The sequence below is a fragment of the Paracoccus aminophilus JCM 7686 genome (assembly GCF_000444995.1).
In the GTDB taxonomy this organism is placed as follows: domain Bacteria; phylum Pseudomonadota; class Alphaproteobacteria; order Rhodobacterales; family Rhodobacteraceae; genus Paracoccus; species Paracoccus aminophilus.
Map to the genome: position 1 here is coordinate 101,131 of NC_022042.1, position 17,034 is coordinate 118,164.

16 protein-coding genes are annotated in these 17,034 nt (G+C 64.8%); 13 read left to right on the forward strand and 3 right to left on the reverse strand.

The genetic code is table 11. The features are described 5' to 3' along the window. The first annotated feature begins 325 nt into the window (after positions 1–325). Genes JCM7686_RS18075 through JCM7686_RS18085 form a run of 3 tightly spaced genes read left to right on the forward strand, consistent with a single transcriptional unit; the run spans position 326 to position 2,568 of the window. Positions 326–1,516, forward strand: coding sequence for an aminomethyltransferase family protein (locus tag JCM7686_RS18075; RefSeq protein ID WP_020952823.1), 1,191 nt, complete (start codon positions 326–328; stop codon positions 1,514–1,516). Positions 1,517–1,525: 9 nt separating this feature from the next. Next, positions 1,526–1,882 carry a CidA/LrgA family protein gene (locus JCM7686_RS18080; RefSeq protein WP_020952824.1) on the forward strand — a complete coding sequence of 119 codons (357 nt, stop codon included), beginning with the start codon at positions 1,526–1,528 and terminating at the stop codon, positions 1,880–1,882. Next, on the forward strand, positions 1,879–2,568 hold the full coding sequence (locus JCM7686_RS18085) for an LrgB family protein (protein ID WP_020952825.1): 690 nt from the start codon (positions 1,879–1,881) through the stop codon (positions 2,566–2,568). The genes JCM7686_RS18080 and JCM7686_RS18085 overlap by 4 nt, the downstream gene beginning before the upstream one ends. Here the strand turns inward: JCM7686_RS18085 and solA are convergent. After that, positions 2,557–3,702, reverse strand: a complete 1,146-nt coding sequence (solA, locus tag JCM7686_RS18090) for an N-methyl-L-tryptophan oxidase (RefSeq protein WP_020952826.1) — start codon at positions 3,700–3,702, stop codon at positions 2,557–2,559. The genes JCM7686_RS18085 and solA overlap by 12 nt on opposite strands. A 307-nt stretch (positions 3,703–4,009) precedes the next feature. Here solA and JCM7686_RS18095 point away from each other — a divergent pair, with 307 nt between their 5' ends. The 5 genes from JCM7686_RS18095 to JCM7686_RS18115 are packed head-to-tail and all read left to right on the forward strand — an operon-like array spanning position 4,010 to position 11,101. Then, entirely contained in the window at positions 4,010–6,052 is a 2,043-nt protein-coding gene (locus JCM7686_RS18095) for a hydantoinase/oxoprolinase family protein (protein ID WP_020952827.1), read from the forward strand. Next, entirely contained in the window at positions 6,049–8,070 is a 2,022-nt protein-coding gene (locus JCM7686_RS18100; RefSeq protein ID WP_020952828.1) for a hydantoinase B/oxoprolinase family protein, read from the forward strand. The genes JCM7686_RS18095 and JCM7686_RS18100 overlap by 4 nt, the downstream gene beginning before the upstream one ends. 11 nt (positions 8,071–8,081) lie before the next feature. After that, complete coding sequence (locus JCM7686_RS18105; protein WP_020952829.1) at positions 8,082–8,936, forward strand: sulfurtransferase; 855 nt, start codon at positions 8,082–8,084, stop codon at positions 8,934–8,936. After that, positions 8,933–10,246, forward strand: coding sequence for an NAD(P)/FAD-dependent oxidoreductase (locus JCM7686_RS18110; RefSeq protein WP_041528096.1), 1,314 nt, complete (start codon positions 8,933–8,935; stop codon positions 10,244–10,246). Before JCM7686_RS18105 ends, JCM7686_RS18110 begins: the two co-directional genes overlap by 4 nt. A gap of 6 nt (positions 10,247–10,252) precedes the next feature. Beyond that, positions 10,253–11,101 (forward strand): methylenetetrahydrofolate reductase, encoded by an 849-nt coding sequence (locus JCM7686_RS18115; protein ID WP_020952831.1) that lies wholly within the window; start codon positions 10,253–10,255, stop codon positions 11,099–11,101. On the opposite strand, the gene JCM7686_RS18120 is transcribed toward JCM7686_RS18115, so the two are convergent. Next, on the reverse strand, positions 11,061–11,993 hold the full coding sequence (locus tag JCM7686_RS18120) for a DMT family transporter (protein WP_020952832.1): 933 nt from the start codon (positions 11,991–11,993) through the stop codon (positions 11,061–11,063). The genes JCM7686_RS18115 and JCM7686_RS18120 overlap by 41 nt on opposite strands. Positions 11,994–12,167: 174 nt before the next feature. Here JCM7686_RS18120 and JCM7686_RS18125 point away from each other — a divergent pair, with 174 nt between their 5' ends. From JCM7686_RS18125 to JCM7686_RS18140, 4 genes are all read left to right on the forward strand, one after another. Beyond that, a complete protein-coding gene (locus JCM7686_RS18125; RefSeq protein WP_020952833.1) occupies positions 12,168–13,058 on the forward strand; it encodes a LysR family transcriptional regulator in 891 nt (296 codons plus the stop codon). A 126-nt stretch (positions 13,059–13,184) separates the two neighbouring features. Then, positions 13,185–13,556: a winged helix-turn-helix transcriptional regulator gene (locus JCM7686_RS18130; protein ID WP_020952834.1), complete on the forward strand. Its 372-nt coding sequence runs from the start codon at positions 13,185–13,187 to the stop codon at positions 13,554–13,556. 115 nt (positions 13,557–13,671) lie between these two features. Beyond that, positions 13,672–14,043 (forward strand): hypothetical protein, encoded by a 372-nt coding sequence (locus JCM7686_RS18135; RefSeq protein ID WP_020952835.1) that lies wholly within the window; start codon positions 13,672–13,674, stop codon positions 14,041–14,043. Positions 14,044–14,085: 42 nt separating this feature from the next. Further along, on the forward strand, positions 14,086–15,153 hold the full coding sequence (locus JCM7686_RS18140) for an alkene reductase (protein WP_020952836.1): 1,068 nt from the start codon (positions 14,086–14,088) through the stop codon (positions 15,151–15,153). Between the two features lie 70 nt (positions 15,154–15,223). Here the strand turns inward: JCM7686_RS18140 and JCM7686_RS18145 are convergent, their stop codons facing one another. Beyond that, positions 15,224–16,483 carry an NADH:flavin oxidoreductase/NADH oxidase family protein gene (locus tag JCM7686_RS18145; protein WP_020952837.1) on the reverse strand — a complete coding sequence of 420 codons (1,260 nt, stop codon included), beginning with the start codon at positions 16,481–16,483 and terminating at the stop codon, positions 15,224–15,226. 83 nt (positions 16,484–16,566) lie between these two features. On the opposite strand from JCM7686_RS18145, the gene JCM7686_RS18150 reads away from it, so the two are divergent. Further along, entirely contained in the window at positions 16,567–17,034 is a 468-nt protein-coding gene (locus tag JCM7686_RS18150; protein ID WP_020952838.1) for a MerR family transcriptional regulator, read from the forward strand.

Consider the following 17,034-nt stretch of genomic DNA (forward strand, 5'->3'; position numbering starts at 1 on the left):
GCGCGCGGCTGCGCGCGCCCCGTGGGAAAGAGGCGCGCAGCTCTCACAACTGCGCGATCATGGGCGATTCCCCTGCGTCCGGGCGCGGTCGAGGCGCTGAAATCCGGGGCGGGAACTGGCATGGTGAGCCTCTTCGAAATAACATTCTCTCGCGCTTGCTGGAAAGAGAATGTTCTGCTATATGGAACTATATTTCATTAATTGACATGAAAGCGGCTCTCCAGCAAGGTCCGCCGTCGAACGGATCGCGATTTTTCCGCAGCCCTTTGCCCGTGATGGCCGGGCGGCACGCGATCCTTGGCGATACGAAAACTGGACCCCTGCCATGCATCAGCGACCCGATCCGCGTCATGTGACCGTCAATTTCAACTCGGTGGTCGGCACGCCGCCCTTCAGCGCCAGCCCGATCCGCGCCCGCAAGGGTCTCAAGCGCACCGCCTTCTTCGATCTGGTCTGGGCGCGGGCTGAGAACTTCAAGCTGCACAACACCTATCTCAAGCCCGATTTCTTCACCGATCCGCTCGAGGAATATCACGCGATCCGCGAAACGGCGGGCCTCCTGGACGTGACCGGCGAAGAGATCATCGAGATCACCGGCCCCGATGCGATCGCGCTTCTGGACGCGATCATGCCGCGCGATGTGCGCAAGATGAAGGACGGGATGTGCTATTATTCGGTGCTCTGCCACGATCATGGCGGCATCGTCGAGGATGGCATTGTCGCGAAATTCTCGGATGAGCGGCTGTGGTGGATCGGCGGTCCGGGCAGCGCCGAGGAATGGATCTGGGCCAATGCACAGGGCCGCGACGTGAAGGTGGAAAGCTTCAACGACCGCATCCATGTCGCCTCGATCCAGGGCCCGAAATCGCGCGAGATCCTGCAAAGCGTGACCGAGGGCGATCTGGCCGCCGTCCCCTTCTACGGGCTTCTGAGCGCCAAGGTCTGCGGCGTCGATGTCGTGATCTCCCGCACCGGCTACACGGCCGAGCTGGGCTATGACATCTATGTCCCGGTGGCGCCCGCGGCGCAGTTCTTTGCCGATCTCTGGGCAGTGACCGAGGCTGCGGGCGGCAAGCTTGCGGGCTCGCGGTCCTTGGGGATCCGCCGCATCGAGGCCTCGATCCTCAATTTCGGGCAGGATTTCGACTGGCAGCACAACCCGGTCGAGGTCGGTCTGGGCTGGATGATCTCGGAAAGCAAAGCGCCCTGGCGCGCCGGCGAGGTGCTGCTTGCGGCCAAGCATCAGACGCCCAAGCGCAGCATCATCGGCCTGCGTTTCAAGGGCGAGGAAGTTCCGCTGACCGAGGATGCCGTGCTGGTTGACGGTGCGCAGATCGGCATCGTGACCTCGGCGCTCGGCTCGCCCACGCTTGGCTATCCGATCGCGATTGCGCTGATCGAGGGCACGCTCTCCTTCGGCACCGAGGTCACGGTTCAGGCGGGCGAGAATGCGCTTCTGGCCGAGGTCGTGCCGATGCCCTTCTTCGACCCCGAGCGGAAACTCTCGAAAGGCTGAGGCGACACGATGCGCAGCCTGATTGCGCGCTATCTGCCCGGCGCGGCGCTGATCCTTGCCGCCTGGGCCTTGGGCAATTGGCTGACCGCGTTCGCCGGTCTGCCGATCCCGCCTGCGGTGACGGGGATGGCGCTTCTGTTTCTCGCCTTCCTCGCGCGGCCAGCCTTGGCCGAGCACGCCCGCGCGCCGGGCGATCTCTTGCTGCGCAATCTGCCGCTCTTTCTTTATCCGGCGGCGGTGGGCTTTCTCAGCCTGCCGCATTTCGCCGCGCTCGATCTCGTCAAGCTCGGCCTTGCGATCTTCGGCTCGCTGGCGTTTGCCATGATCATCTGCGCGCGGGTCTTTCGCGGGATACGGCTGAAATGAGCGGGCCCGCGCTGTTCTGGCTGGGCCTGACCTTGGCGATCTGGCCGCCCTGCCTGTGGCTGGCGCGTCGCTTGAAGCCCGCGCCGCTCGACAATCCGCTGGTGCTCGCGGCGGTCGCGATCTGCCTTGCCTTGGGGTTCAGCGGCACCGCCCCCGGCGACTATCTGGCGGCGGTTCAGCCGGTCACGCTGTTCATCTCGATAGCCACCGTCGCGCTCGCCTTGCCGCTGTGGCATCAGCGCCGCCTGATTGCCCGCAATGGTCGGGCGATGTTCGTGGCCTCTCTGATCGCGAGCCTCACCGGTATTCTCGGCGCGATCGGCGCAGGCTGGGCCTTGGGCCTATCGCCCGAAGTGCTCGCCAGCATCGGCCCCAAAGCGACGACGCTGGCCGTGGCCCTGCCGCTCTCGCAGATGACCGGAGGCTGGGACAGTCTGGCGATGGCGGCGGTCATGTGCAACGGCGTCGGCGGCATCCTGATCTCGGACGGGATCTGGCGGCTCTTCGGGCGTGGACTTGGCCCCGAGGATCGCGGTTTCGCGCTTGGCACGACCTCCCATGCCATGGGGATTGCACGCACGCTGGCGGTCTCACCCGAGATCGTCTCGCTCGCGAGCTGCGGGATGCTGCTCTCGGCGCTGATGACCGTGCTGATCTATGGCGCTGCGCTGAGCCTATTCGGTTGATCGCAAAGCATCCCGGCCAAAGCGAAAGGCCTCAATCGGCTGGGCGGTCTCGCCGGTGCAGGCCAGATCAGCGAGCGTGCGGCCAATGACGCTCGCGAATTTCATCGCGTGATTGGCGCCGACCACGCAGAAGACCCCGGGATGACCGGGCAGGCTGTCCAGCACGAAATCGGTATCGGGCGTATGGGTCAGGATGCAGGTCTTGGAGTAAAGCAGAGGCCCGGCGGCCTGTGGGATATGACGCTCGAGAAAGCCGCGCAACTGCGCCTCATTCTCGGGATCAGGCGTGAAGCTGCGCGTCTCGGCGGTGGTCGGCACAAAGCGGTCGCGGGCGATTTTCACGCCATTGGCGCCATAAATCGGGAAGCCGTAATAATTGTCGTGGATCATCCAGATCCAGACCGGGAAGCGCTCCGGCGTGAAGGGCGCGGCGTCGAGCGGCGTGACGTAGCTGACCTGTTCCTGCGTCACGACCAAGGGCAGGCTGAGGCCGAAATGCGCAAGCAGCCGGTTCGTCCACGGCCCCGCCGCGAGGATGAGCTTTTCGCCCTCATAGATCTGACCGCCCGCGCGGACCTCATAGCCGCCATTGATCTGGCGGATCGCCTCGACCGGGGCGTTGTCGCGCAGAACCGCGCCTTGCCGCGCGGCGAGACGGCGATGGGCGGCATTGGCTTTCGAGGCGGCAAGCAGACCGCCATCGGGCTGCCAGACCGCATGGATGCTGTCGTCAAAGCGGAATTGCGGAAAGCGACGCGAGACCTCGGCGGCGCTCAGCCGCTCGAACGGGACATCGCAGGCCGCCATCGCCGAATTGAAGGCGGTCTCGTCGAGCGTGGTGACTTCTGGCCAGAAGTTCAGCTCGCCGGTCTTCACGACCAGCTCTTCGCCCGCATGGGCCTCGACCTCGGCCCATGTGTCATAGGCGGCCTGCGCATAGCGGACATAATCGACCGTGTGATAGGTCTTGCGGATGATGCGTGAGTGATCCTCGGATTCGCCGCGCGCATGGCCCAGCTCGAACTGTTCAAGCGCCAGCACATCGCCGCCATCGCGCTGTGAAAGCCAGTAGGCTGCGGCGCTGCCGAGGCCTCCGAGGCCGATGACGATATGGCGGAAACTGGTCTTGCCCATCTTTGCCCTCTGGGTGAATCACCCCGTAAGTTCTGCAATCAGGAACATGTGTTCGCAATTCGGAATATTTGCGCCCCATGCCCGCGTTCCCGTGCAGAACCGCCTTCGCGAAAGCCCCGTGCTGAAAACCGGGGTAGCCGGAGAAGATTGCCCCCCGGATCGGGCGAAAAAAGCAATGCGGCGGCTCTGCCATCCCGAGTAATTGTATCGTATTATGGGACCAAGTTCCGACATCTGGGACAACGGCGAGAGATCGCCCTGCGATATTCCCGCGCCCCGGCGCGATGACAGGAGGCACGTTCAGCCCATGACAGCACCGCAAGCACGCTACCGGCTTGGCGTGGATATCGGCGGCACATTTACCGATGTGCTGCTGTTTGAGGAAGGGACCGGCGCACTGACCGCGCTCAAAGTCCCGTCAAACCGTCAGGACCCCGAAGAGGCGATCATCTCGGGCCTGACCACCTTGCGCGACCGTCACGGCGTCGCGCCCGAGGCGATCGGCTATTTCTCGCATGGCACCACCCTTGGCGTGAACACGCTGCTGGAGCGCGACGGCGCCGAGGTCGGCCTTCTGGTCACCGAAGGTTTTCGCGACCTGCTGGAATTGCGCCGCCTGCGCCTGCCGCAAGCCAACAACCTCTACGCGCCGCGCCCGCAGGCTTTGGTTCCGCGCCGTCGCGTCGCCGAGATCCGCGAGCGCATCGGCCATGACGGCGTCATCATCCGCGAGATCGAGCGGGCCGATGTCGTCGAAAAGGCACGCGGCCTGATCGAACAGGGCGCCGACAATATCGCGATCTGCTTCCTGCATGCCTATCGCCACGAGGACCACGAGCGTAAGGCCAAGGCCTGGATCCTCGAAGAATTCCCCGACGCCTATGTCATCACCTCGGCCGAGCTTTGGCCGCAGCAGCGCGAATATGAGCGCGGGCTGATCAGCGTTATCAACGGCTATATCGGCGCGCGGATGCGGCGCTATTTCGCGACGCTCCAGTCGAAAACCGCCCAGCTTGGCCTGACCACGCGGATCTTCTCGACCAAGTCGAATGGCGGGGTCATGGGTCTGGATGCGGCGGGTGATCGTCCGGTCGAGACGCTGCTGTCGGGTCCGGCCTCGGGCGTGATCGGCGCGGGCTTTGTCGGTCGGCTGATCGGCGACGACAAGATCCTGACACTCGATATGGGGGGAACCTCGGTCGATATGGCGGTGATCGACGGCGAAGTGCCCTATTCGAACGAAAACACCGTGGGCGATTTCCCGGTGCTGCTGCCCGCGGTCGATGTCTCGGCGATTGGCGCTGGCGGCGGCTCGGTCGCCTGGCTTGATGCCGAGGGCGTGTTGAAGGTCGGGCCGCGCTCGGCGGGCGCGCGTCCGGGTCCGGCCTGCTATGGGCGCGGCGGCGTCGAGCCGACGGTCACGGATGCCTATGCCGCGCTTGGCATTATGACCTCGATCCTTGGCGGCGAGATGGAGCTGCACATCGACAAGGCCCGCGTTGCTTTGGCGACGCTTGGCGACCGTCTTGGTCTGAGCGTCGAGGAAACCGCCGATGCGATCTTGCAGGTCGCGACCGCGAATATCTATGCCGAAACCGTGCCGCAATTGGCCCGTCGCGGCGTCGATGCGCATGATTTCTCGCTGCTCTCTTATGGCGCGGCGGGGCCGACCCATTCCTTCCTGCTCGCGCGCGAATTGAACCTGCGCCGCGTGATCGTGCCGCCGATGCCAGGGCTTTTGTGCGCGCTTGGCTGCCTTGTCGCCGATCTGCGCGCCGATTTCGTGCGCAGTCTTTGGCATGACAGCCGCGATCTGACGGATGCGCAGCTCAATGCGACCTATGACCAGCTGCAGCAAGATGCGACGGCTTGGCTCGATGCCCAGCAGGTCGAGGTCGCCGAGACCCGCATCATCCGCTCGGCCGATATCTGCTATCACGGCCAGTCCTTCGAGCTGAATGTGATCTTCCCCGATGGCCCGATCAGCCGCGAGCAGATCGAGACGCTGTTCCATGACCGCTATGCGCAGGTCTATGGCTATGCCGATCGCTCGAGCCCGATCCGCGTGCTCGAAGCGCGGCTTCAGATCATCGGCCAGACGCCGAAGCCCGATTTCACCGACATCCGCCCCTTCTCGCCGACCGCGCGCAAGGATGTGACCGAGCGGCGGCTTTACGAAAACGGCCAGGACGGCGTGGCGAAGGTCTATCAGCGCGCCGCGCTCGAGCCCGGCTTCACCTTCGAAGGCCCCGCCGTCATCGAGCAATACGACACCACGATCTATCTGCCCGCCGGTTTCCGCGCAGAGATCGACCCTTGGTTCAACCTGATCGGAGAACGCCTGTCATGATCGCGGACAAGATCGGCCTTGAAATCATGTCCAATCGCTTTCAGGCGATTGTCGATGAAATGGCGCAAGCCCTGTTTCGCACCGCTCATACGGTCTTCATCAAGGAGACGCAGGATTACGGCGCGGCTTTGGTCTCGACCTCGGGCGAGGTCTTTGCCGCCTCGCGCCGCTATGGCGTCTTGATGATGATCGGCAAGCCCATGGATGACGCGATCCGCGCCATGGGCGAGGATGTGCGCGAAGGTGATATCTTCATCACCAACGATCCCGAAGCGACGCGCGGCATGGCCACGCATCTGTCGGATGTCTATCTCTGGGCGCCGATTTTCCATGCGGGCAAGGTCGTGTGCTACGTCTGGAGCTTCGTGCATATGACCGATGTTGGCGGCCGGGTCTCTGGCTCGATCGCGCCGTCGAGCTATGAGCTGGTGCAAGAAGGCATTCGGGTTCCGCCGCAAAAGCTCTTCCGCGAGGGGGTTCTGGACGAGACCTTCCTGAAAATGTTCCTCGCCAATACCCGCACCGGCGAGCAGAACTGGGGCGATATGAAGGCCTGTATCGCCGCGCTGACCACCGGCCAGCGCCGTCTGGCCGAGCTGATCTCGCGCTTTGATGCGTCAACGGTCTCGCGCTCGATCGACGATGTGCTGAGCTATGCCGAGGCGCAGGCGCGCCGCATTATCTCGACCGTGCCGGAAGGCGTCTACCGCTTCGAGGATTTCATCGAGGGCGATATGGCGGGCCTTGGTCTTTTGCGCGTGGCGCTGAAGCTGACGGTCACGAATGGCGAATTCCACATGGATTTCACCGGCACCGCCCCCGAGGTCCGCGCGGCGCTGAACCTGCCGAGCTTTTCCAAAGACGGCCATTGGATGCTGGTCACCGGCGTCGTCAACTGGCTTTGCACCCGCGATCCGAACATTGCCTATAACGCCGGTCTGGTGCGCCCGCTGAAGATCTCGATCCCCAAGGGCACGATCATCAACCCGGAATCGGGCGCGGCTTACGGCGCGCGCTATTCAACCTCGCATAAGGTCTGTGACGTCATCATCGGCGCTTTGGCGCAGGCGGTGCCGGACCAGTTGCCCGCGACCGATTCCGGTCAGGGCGGCATTCTGATGGTCGCGACCCCCGATCCCAAAACCTCGGAGACGCGGGTTTCGGTCGTGCAGCCGGTCGTCGGCGGCTCGGGCGGGCGGCCGATGGCGGATGGCGTGGACGGGACGATGGTCATCCTGAACTTCCTCAAGAACGTCCCGACCGAGCTTCTGGAACGCGAGATGCCCGATATCCTCATCCGCCGCTATGGGCTGCGCGAGGATTCGGGCGGGGCGGGGAAATATCGAGGCGGCACCGGCTCGGTCATCGAGTTTGAAACCCATGCGCCGTTCTCGACCGTGACCGCGCGCAACCTTGAGCGCTACATCTTCCCGCCAGCCGGTCGGCAAGGCGGCGAGCCGGGAACCACCGGCTATACGCTTTTGAACCCCGGCACCGAGGCGGAACAGGATATCGGCAAGATCGACATTCTTCATGTCGGCATCGGCGATATCATCCGCATGGGCACGCAGGGCGGCGGCGGCTATGGCGACCCGCTTGAGCGGCCGGCCAAGCAGGTTCAGTCCGATGTGCTGGATGGCTATGTCTCGGTCGAGACGGCGGCGCGGTCCTATGGCGTGGTGATCGGCGCGGAGGGCGCGCTCGACGAGGTCGCGACCGAGGCGCGCCGGGCCGAATTGCGCGCGGAGCGGGGCGATGCGCCCCTCAAGCCCATCGACTTCGGCCCGGCGCGGGAGGCCTATAACCAGCTCTGGCCAAGCGCGCTGCATGACGCGATCAGCGAGATCCTTGCGCCTTTGCCGCGCGTCCAGCGCCAGACCGGCCATCAGGCGCTTTACGCCGAAATCGGCCAGCGGCTGGAAGCAGGCACCAAGGTCGCGCCCGAGGATGTGCCCGCAATCTATGCCGAATTGCGCGCGGGCAAGCTCAACGCCCGCCGCATGGCGCGGCCATTGTAAGCGAGGGGCAGATGTCAAACTGGCTGATCGAAACCGAGGAACTCGCCCGCATCTTGGGCGATGGTGCGGACCGGGTGGTGCTCGATTGTTCGTGGTATCTGCCCGAGGCGGACAAGCACGCGCGGGATGATTTCCGCGCGGGCCATATCCCCGGCGCGCGGTTCGTCGATCTGGCCGAGATCTCTGACCCGGCCTCGCCTTACGTTAATATGCTGCCCGATCCCGCGCTCTTTGCCGAGGTGATCGGCGGGCTTGGCATCGGCAATGAGACCGAGGTCGTGATCTATGATGCGGGCTATGTCTCGGCGCGGCTTTGGTGGATGTTCCGCTTTTTCGGCCATGACCGCCTGCGCATCCTGAACGGCGGCTGGCGCAAATGGCGTGCCGAGGGCCGCGCGATTGAAACCGGCGATGCCGCGCCCGCAGACCCGCGCACCTTCCGCGCGACGCCTGCGCCCGAGCGCGTCGCGGCCTTGGCCGATGTGAGCGCGGCGATTGCTTCGGGCAGCGTCACGCTGCTTGATGCGCGCACGGCGGCGCGGTTTGATGGCCATGAGGGCTCGGGCTATCCCGGCGTCGCCTCGGGGCATATGCCGGGGGCGATCAACACGCCGTGGGCGCTCTTTTTCGACGCGGCGCAGGATTACCGCTTCGTCACGCCCGAACGCGCGGCCGAGATTTTCGCCAGCGCCGGGGCTGATCTGGAGCGGCCGATCATCACCACCTGCGGCTCGGGCGTGACCGCCGCGATCCTCGGCTTCATGCTCGACGCGCTCGGCCATTCCGGCTGGCGGCTCTATGACGGCTCGTGGCACGAATGGGGCCAGCAGGCCGACACGCCCAAACTGATCCGCCCCACGACATGAGCGCAGAGCATGGGACGGCGGCGCTTGAGCTTTTGCCGGTCGTCAGCGATAGCCTGCCGGAGCAGGCGGATGTCGTCATCATCGGCGGCGGGCTGATCGGGGTTGCAGCGGCTTGGCATCTGGCGGCGCGCGGCTTGAGCGTGACGCTTTGCGAAAAGGGCGTGATCGGCGGCGAGCAATCGGGCCGCAATTGGGGCTGGTGTCGCAACACTCTGCGCGACCCGGCTGAAATTCCCCTGATGATCAAGGCGATGGAGGATTGGCGCGACCCGGCGGTCTTCGGCGGCCTCGACACCGGCTTTCGCACGACCGGCATCGCCTGGAGCCATGATGCGCGCGGCGGTGCCGCTCAGGCCGCGTGGCTCGGGAAGGTCGCGGGGGCCGGGCTCTCGACCCGGCTGCTGTCACGCCGCGAATTTGCCGCCTTGATCCCCGATGCCGCTCTTGCCGGAGAGGGCGCGCTTTACACCCCCGATGACGGCTGCGCCGAACCCGCGCGCGCCGCCCCCGCGATTGCCCGCGATGCGCAGCGTTTGGGCGCGCGGATCGTCACTCATTGCGCGGTGCGCGGGGTCGAGACTTCGGGCGGGCGGCTCTCGGCCATCGTAACCGAGAAAGGCGTGATCCGCACCACGCAGGCGGTGCTGGCGGGCGGGATCTGGTCGCGGCTTTTCGCGGGCAGTCTGGGCATCCGCTTTCCGCAGCTGAAGGTTCTGGGCTCTGTCTCGATCACCGCGCCGCGTGCGGGCGGGCCCGATCTTTCCGTTTCGGCGCAGGGCTTTGGCTGGCGCAGGCGGGATGACGACAGCTATGTGCTCTCACGCGCCAATGCGACCGTGGCCGATCTTGGCCCCGACCATCTGCGCCTTGCCGCCCCCTTCCTGCCCCTTCTGCGCCAAAGCCTGCGCGAGCTGCGCTTTCGCCTTGGCCGCAGCTTCGTGACCGAGGCAATGATGCCGCGCCGCTGGTCTTTGGACCGCGCAAGTCCGTTTGAGGCGCATCGCATCTCGGATCCCGCCCCGGTCGCGCCGGTGATCGACCGCGCCCGCACCGAGGCCGCCAAACAGATGAGTTTTTTCCGCAACCTTCGGCTGGCAAAAAGCTGGGGCGGCTATATCGACGTGACGCCCGATGCCCTGCCTGCTATCGGCGAGCTTGCGGCGCTGCCGGGACTTGTGCTCGCCTCGGGCTTTTCGGGTCACGGCTTTGGCATCGGACCGGGCGCCGGGCGGCTTGTGGCCGATCTGATCGGCGGCACGGCTCCGGTGGTTGATCCGCGCCCCTTCGCGCCTGCCCGTTTCGGTATCTGAGACCCCATGACCCAAATTCCCGACTTCCGCGCCCGGCCCTATTCGATCGAACTGACCCCGGCGGTTCTGGCGAAAACCCCTGATCTGAGCGCGAGCCTTCCGCCCGGCACGCGGGTCTATCTCGCGCATCTCGGCGGCGGGCCGATTGCCGAGATGGTCGCCGCCGCGCGCCGCATCGCCGAGGCCGGTTTCCCGGTCATGCCGCATTTCCCCGCGCGCGAGATTGCTGATGCCCGCACGCTCGCCGATTGGATCGCGCGCTATCAGGGCGAGGCCGATGTGCGCGAGGCGCTTCTGATCGCGGGCGGGCGGGCGGCACCGGTCGGCGATTACCATTCGAGCCTACAACTGCTCGAAAGCGGCGCCTTCCAGAAAGCGGGGTTTCGCCGGCTCCATATCGCGGGCCATCCCGAGGGGAATACCGACATCGACCCCAAGGGCGGCTTTGCCCAGACCGACGCGGCCCTGCGCCTGAAATCCGCGTTTGCGGGCGGTGGGACCGAGATGGCGATTGTCACGCAATTCGTCTTCGAGGCCGTTCCGGTCATGGATTGGGTGCGTCGCCTGCGCGGACAAGGGATTGATTTGCCGATCCATTTGGGCGTGCCCGGACCCGCGAAGCTGCAAAGCCTGCTGCGCTTCGCGCTCTCTTGCGGGATCGGCCCCTCGGTCCGGGTTCTGCGCCGCCGCGCGCGTGATCTGACCCGGCTTTTGCTGCCCTATGAAGCCAATGAACTGATCGAGGATCTGTCGCAGCTGGATTTGGGTGCCGCGCAAGGCATCGCGCAGCTGCACCTTTTCCCCTTCGGCGGCGTCAAGCCTGCCGCGGATTGGGCGGCGCGGGTTCTGCGCTGACCGGCGCGCGCGCCATGGTCATCCACACCCCGAAGAGCGTGACCGCAAGTCCCACAAACATCAGCGCCGAGAGCGGCTCTCCGAACATCGCCCAAGCCCAGAGCATGGTCACCGGCGGCGAGAGATAGAGCACGCCCGCGACCTGAGCCGCCGGAAAGAGCCGCAGGCAGGTGTAGTAAAGACCGTAAGCCGAGAAGGTCGAAAGCAGCACGAGCCAAAGAATCCCGATCTCGAAATGACCGCCAAGCGGCGGGATCAGGCTGCCCTGCGATGTGGCGACCAGCGCGAAGAGCCCGGCTCCGGTCAGGCATTGGATGCAGAGACTTTGATGGACCGGCATCTCGAAGGCGCCAAGGCGCTTTTGCAGGACGCTCGACAAAGCGAAAATCCCCATGGCGGCAATCGCGAGGCCGTAAGCCCAGATCGGCGCGGCTCCGAAGCTGAGGCTATTCGCGGTCGCGATCAGCACGCCCAGAAGGCCGATGACCGTGCCCTTCCATTGCCGCGCGCTGAGTGACTGGCCAAGGATCGGGGCCGAGAGCGCAGCAATCGCCAGCGGGATCAGATCAGAAAACAGCGCGACCAGCCCGGTCGGCACCCCGAGCTGGATCGCCTGCGCAAAACCGCCGAGGTAGAGAAACATCGTCGCGACGCCAAAAGCCATCTGCCGCAGCAAGGCATGGGCCGTGATCCTGGGCCCGATCAGCAAAGCGAAGGGCAACAGCACCACGCCCGCGACCAGCGTCCGCCAGAACAGCACCAGCATGACATCGGCACTTTCGCTGGCAAAGCGCACACCGATATAGCCCGAGCTCCAGCACAGGATCAGCGCGGTTGCGAGCAGCGGCCACAGAAGGCGCGGCTGGGGCGTTAGGAGTTTCTGGCGGGTCATGGCACGGTTTCCCAGTTGGTAACTGGCTTCGGATTAGCGTGGGACCGGGGAGAAATGCACATGACAAAAATTGATGGTGCAATGATCTTCATGATCTCAATGGCATGATAATTTGATTTCCCGACGCAAATCCGTCACTCTATGACGAAAGGAATAAGCTCAGGAGATCAACCCATGTCCGGAGTCATGCAGCGCCGCCTTGATGTCGACCAGCTTCGCGCTCTCATGGCGATCGAGCAGCACGGCGGCGTCACCCGCGCGGCCGAGGCGCTTGGCCTCTCGCAATCGGCGGTCAGCCACAAGGTCCGGCGGCTGGAAATAGCGCTCGATTGCGAGATCCTGAGCCGGCGGCCGAATGCGCCGATGTTCACCTCGGCCGGGCAGGATCTGCTGGGCTATGCCCGCCGCATTCTTGGGATCCATGACGAGGCGGTGCTGAACCTCACGAAAAGCCCACTGCAGGGCAAGATCGCGCTTGGCATGACCGAGGACACCGCCTGCTCGGATCTCGCGCGTATCCTTGGCCGCTTCCGCCGTCTTTACCCCGAGGTGAGCGTGCGCACGCAGGTCCGCATGAGCCTTGTTCAGCTTGAGATGCTGGCGGCGGGGGCGCTCGATGCGGCGATCGTGCAGGTCTTCGAACATGAACTCCGCCCCGCCGATGTGCTGCTTTACCGCGAGCGTCTGCTCTGGGTGAAATCGCCCGAGCTGGTGCTGACCCCCGGTGCACCGATCCCGTTCCTGTCCTTCGACGACAATTGCTTCTACCGCCGTTGGGCGATGGATCAGGGCCAGGATCAGGGCGCGATTTTCGAGATCGTTCTGGATTGCGCCAGCGCGGCGGGGATCATCTCGGGCGTTCTGGCGGGCATGGGCGTCGCGCTGCTGAACGAACGCCATCTGCGCCCCGGCATGGAGGTGATCGAGCACGGCCTGCCCCAGCCCGGCGGGCTCGCCTATATCGTGCGGCGCGCCCGCAAGAGCCGAAATCCGGCGCTCGAGGCGCTGATTCACGGGATCGAAGAGGAAACCAGCCGGATCGGCGCATTGCACATCGCGGTTTGACCGCATTAATTTCACGCGTGATTTCAAAATTTTGCCGGAAATCTTCGCGGCGCTCCGATAAAATCCCGGCGACGGATCTTGTAAAATTACTTCCATGATGTAAGTAATTCAGCGGAAGGACGACACATGAAGCGCAAGAGCTTTGACGATATGATCTGCCCCATCGCGCTCAGCCTTGAAAAGGTGGGCGAGTGGTGGAGCATCCTGATCCTTCGGGATGCCTGGATGGGCAAGCGCCGGTTTGACGAATTCCAGAAAAGTCTGGGAATCGGCACCAGCACGCTGACCCGCAGGCTCGACTCGCTGGTGGCCAATGGCCTGCTGAAAAAGCAGCCCATCGGCGAAAAGGGGTTGAGACAGGAATATGTCCTGACCGAAGCGGGAGAAGACTTCCGCAAGGTGCTGGAGGCCTTTGTCGATTGGGGCAACCGCTATGCCCTGCCCGATCACCTCAAGGCCGAGGCATCCGACGACAAGGGCGAGGGTCCCGCCAGCTAGGCAGGAGCCAAGCCGCAAGACAGACGACAGACCGATGCCACCCTGCGCACCGCCCTTGGCGCGCAGACGAAGGCGCGCATCCTTATCACAACATCAAGCTGACAGGAGTCCGACGATGACACGTCTGACCAGAGCGGCGAGCGCCGCACTTCTCGGGCTGGCCTTTTTTGCGCCCGCCTATGCCGATACCCGCAATGATCAAAACCTGACCGGCAAGCCCGGCGTGGGCTATTCGCTCGATCTCGGCGAAAATCGCGGGACCGGCTATTATGTCGAAACGCCGCAGGGCTATCACCTTGTCCTGACGCTCGGGGCCGAGGGCGCGAGCCCGCTGCGCTTTGAAACCGATCTCGCCGCCGGGCAATCGGTCGAACTTTCGGCGCCGCGCGGCGTGAACGAGCCCGCGCAATCCATCCGCATCACCCGCGACGGCGATCAGCTGACCATTGCGCCTCCGGTTGCCCCGGCGCGCTTTGCGGCCGAATAACCCTCTAGACCACCTCGCGAGTTTTCTGAGAAAGACCCGATTATGAGCGATCTTTTTGATCCGATCACCCTTGGCGCCCTGCATCTGCGCAACCGCATTGTCATGGCGCCCCTGACCCGGATGCGCGCGGTCGATGGCCGCGCGGTGGGTGCGCTGCAAGCCGAGCATTACCGCGCCCGCGCCGATGCCGGGCTGATCCTGACCGAAGCCACCTCGGTCAGCCCGCAAGGGGTCGGCTATCCCGACACCCCCGGCCTGTGGAGCGACAAACAAGTTGCCGGCTGGCGCGAGGTCACCGCGGCCGTTCATGCCGAAGGCGGGCTGATTGTCTCGCAGCTCTGGCATGTCGGGCGGATCTCGGACCCGAGCCTGCTGGACGGGCAACTGCCGGTTGCTCCAAGCGCGATTGCCGCCGAGGGCCATGTCAGCGTGCTGCGGCCCGAGCGGCCCTATGCCGTGCCGCGCGCACTTGAAACCGCCGAGCTGCCCGGCATTGTCGAGGATTTCCGCAAGGCAGCGGCGAACGCCAAGACCGCGGGCTTTGACGGGGTCGAGGTCCATGCGGCGAATGGCTATCTCTTCGATCAGTTTCTCCATGACGGCTCGAACACCCGCACGGATGCCTATGGCGGCTCGGTCGAGAACCGCGCGCGTCTGCTGATCGAGGTCGTCGATGCGATCCTGACGGTTTGGCCCGCCGATCGCGTTGGCGTCCACCTGAACCTGATGTCGAGCGATTACTCGATGTCGGACAGTGACCCGGTCGCGCTGTTCACCTATGTCGCGCAAGCGCTTCAGACGCGCGGCATCGCCTTCATCTTCGCGCGCGAGGCCTATGCCACGGATGCCCCCCGCATCGCCCCGGAACTGCGCAAGTATTTCACCGGCCCGGTCATTCTCAATCAGGGGCTGACCCGCGAGAGCGCGCGCGAGGTTCTGGCGAAAGGCGAGGCCGAGGCGGTGTCCTTCGGGCGCGCCTATATGGCCAACCCCGATCTGGTCGAGCGTCTGCGTCAGAACGCGCCCCTGAACCCGCTGCACGCCGATCCGCGCGATCTGGCCGATCTGGTCAAGGGATATAACGACTATCCGGTCCTGGCCTTGGCCTGACCTCCTCTGTCCTGATCCAAGGGGCCGAAGCCGTTCTTGCGGCCTCGGCTTCTTTGCAGGCTGGCAGGCCTTAAGCGGCCTGCCCGTCTTGCCCGACACCACGCCGCCCCGAGGCCATCCAGCGGCGATAGCGCCGCGCGCGCGCCTTGTTTTTCAGCTGCGCCACGATCAGCGCCCAGAGGGGAAACACCCCGGGCGCGCTTTTGCGTCCGCGCGCCAGACGGTCGAGCTGATATTTCACCGCCGCCATCAGCGCGAGCCCCGCCAGCGGCTTGTTCTTCCAGCGGACCGTTCGCAGCACGGGCGCCCTGCCCTGCCCCGCTTTCCAGCGGTTTGGCAGCTCTGGATCAATCGCCAACGCCGTCGCAAGCCCGACCATGGCCATGCCGCTGGCGAGCGCTTCCTCGGCAATCTCGCGCCGCCGGATGCCGCCGGTGACCATCAGCGGCACGGTCGCGGTCTTGGCGATCTCTTCGGCGAATTCCAGAAAATACGCCTCGCGCGCCAGACTGCGCGCATCCCGCGCCATGCCCGCCATCGCCGGAGACTCGTAGCTGCCGCCGGAAAGCTCGACCAGATCGACACCCAGCCCCGCCAGAAGATCGACCACCCGCCTCGCGTCATCGGGCGAAAAGCCACCGCGCTGGAAATCGGCCGAGTTCAGCTTGACCGACAGGGCAAAACCCTTCGGCAGTTCGGCGCGCAGACGTCGGATCACGTCGAGCAAAAGCCGCGCGCGATTTTCGAGCGACCCGCCCCAGCGATCCTTGCGATGGTTGGAGAGCGGCGAGAGAAACTGGCTGAGCAGATAACCGTGGGCTGCATGGATCTGGACGCCGTGAAATCCGGCGCGCGCGGCAAGCAGCGCGGTCGCGACGAAGCGGCTCTCAACCTCGGCGATCTCGTCGGACGTCATCTCGCGCGGGAGCGCAAAATGCTTGGACTGCGGGCCAAGATCGACCGGGATCGCCGAGGGCGCCAGCGCCTCTTGCCCGAGCGCGACCTGCATCTGCCGCCCGGGATGATTGAGCTGCATCCAGACCAGAGCACCCCCCTGCCCCGCCGCCTCGGCCCAATGCGCGAAACGGTCAAGATGGCGGTCGTCCTCCAGCACGACGCCGCCGGGGCCGGTCATGGCACGCGCGTCAATCATCACATTGCCGGTGATGATCAGCCCGGTGCCACCTTCGGCCCAGGCGCGATAGAGCTTGAGCAGCTCGGCCGAGGGCGCGTGATCGCCGTCCGCCATATTCTCTTCCATCGCCGCCTTGGCAATCCGGTTGGGCAAGACGCCCCCCGAGGCCAGCGTCAGTTCGGAAAACAACGTCATGATTCGCCTCTTGTCAGAAGATTTGGACAATCCTTAACCTTTGAGTTAACTTTAAGGTCAATCGTCAAAATCGCAGGGCACATATGCGGATCGGAGAGCTTGCAGCACGCAGTGGACTGGCCACGTCCCGGATCCGCTTTTACGAGAGCATCGGTCTTTTGCAGGCTGATCGCCGCCCGAACGGCTACCGCAGCTATTCCCGCGACGTTTTGACCATGCTCAATCTGATCGCCTCTGCGCAGAAAGCAGGCTTCAGTCTGGACGAGATCCGCGCGCTTTTGCCGGGGGATCTGAGCAACTGGCAGCATGAGACGCTGATCGTCGCGCTGCGTGCCAAGGTCGATGAAATCGCAGCGATGGAGGCCCGCCTTGCGCAAAGCAAAGCCCATCTGCTCGCGATCATCCGCGAAATCGAGGAGAGCCCCGAAGGGGTGGATTGCGCGGAGAATACGCAGCGCCTGCTCTCGCAGATCGCGAAAGGCGAGATGGGAACGCCTTCGCTTGGGCGCGATGATCTGAAGGATCGGGGCGCTCGCCGCGCCGCGTCATAG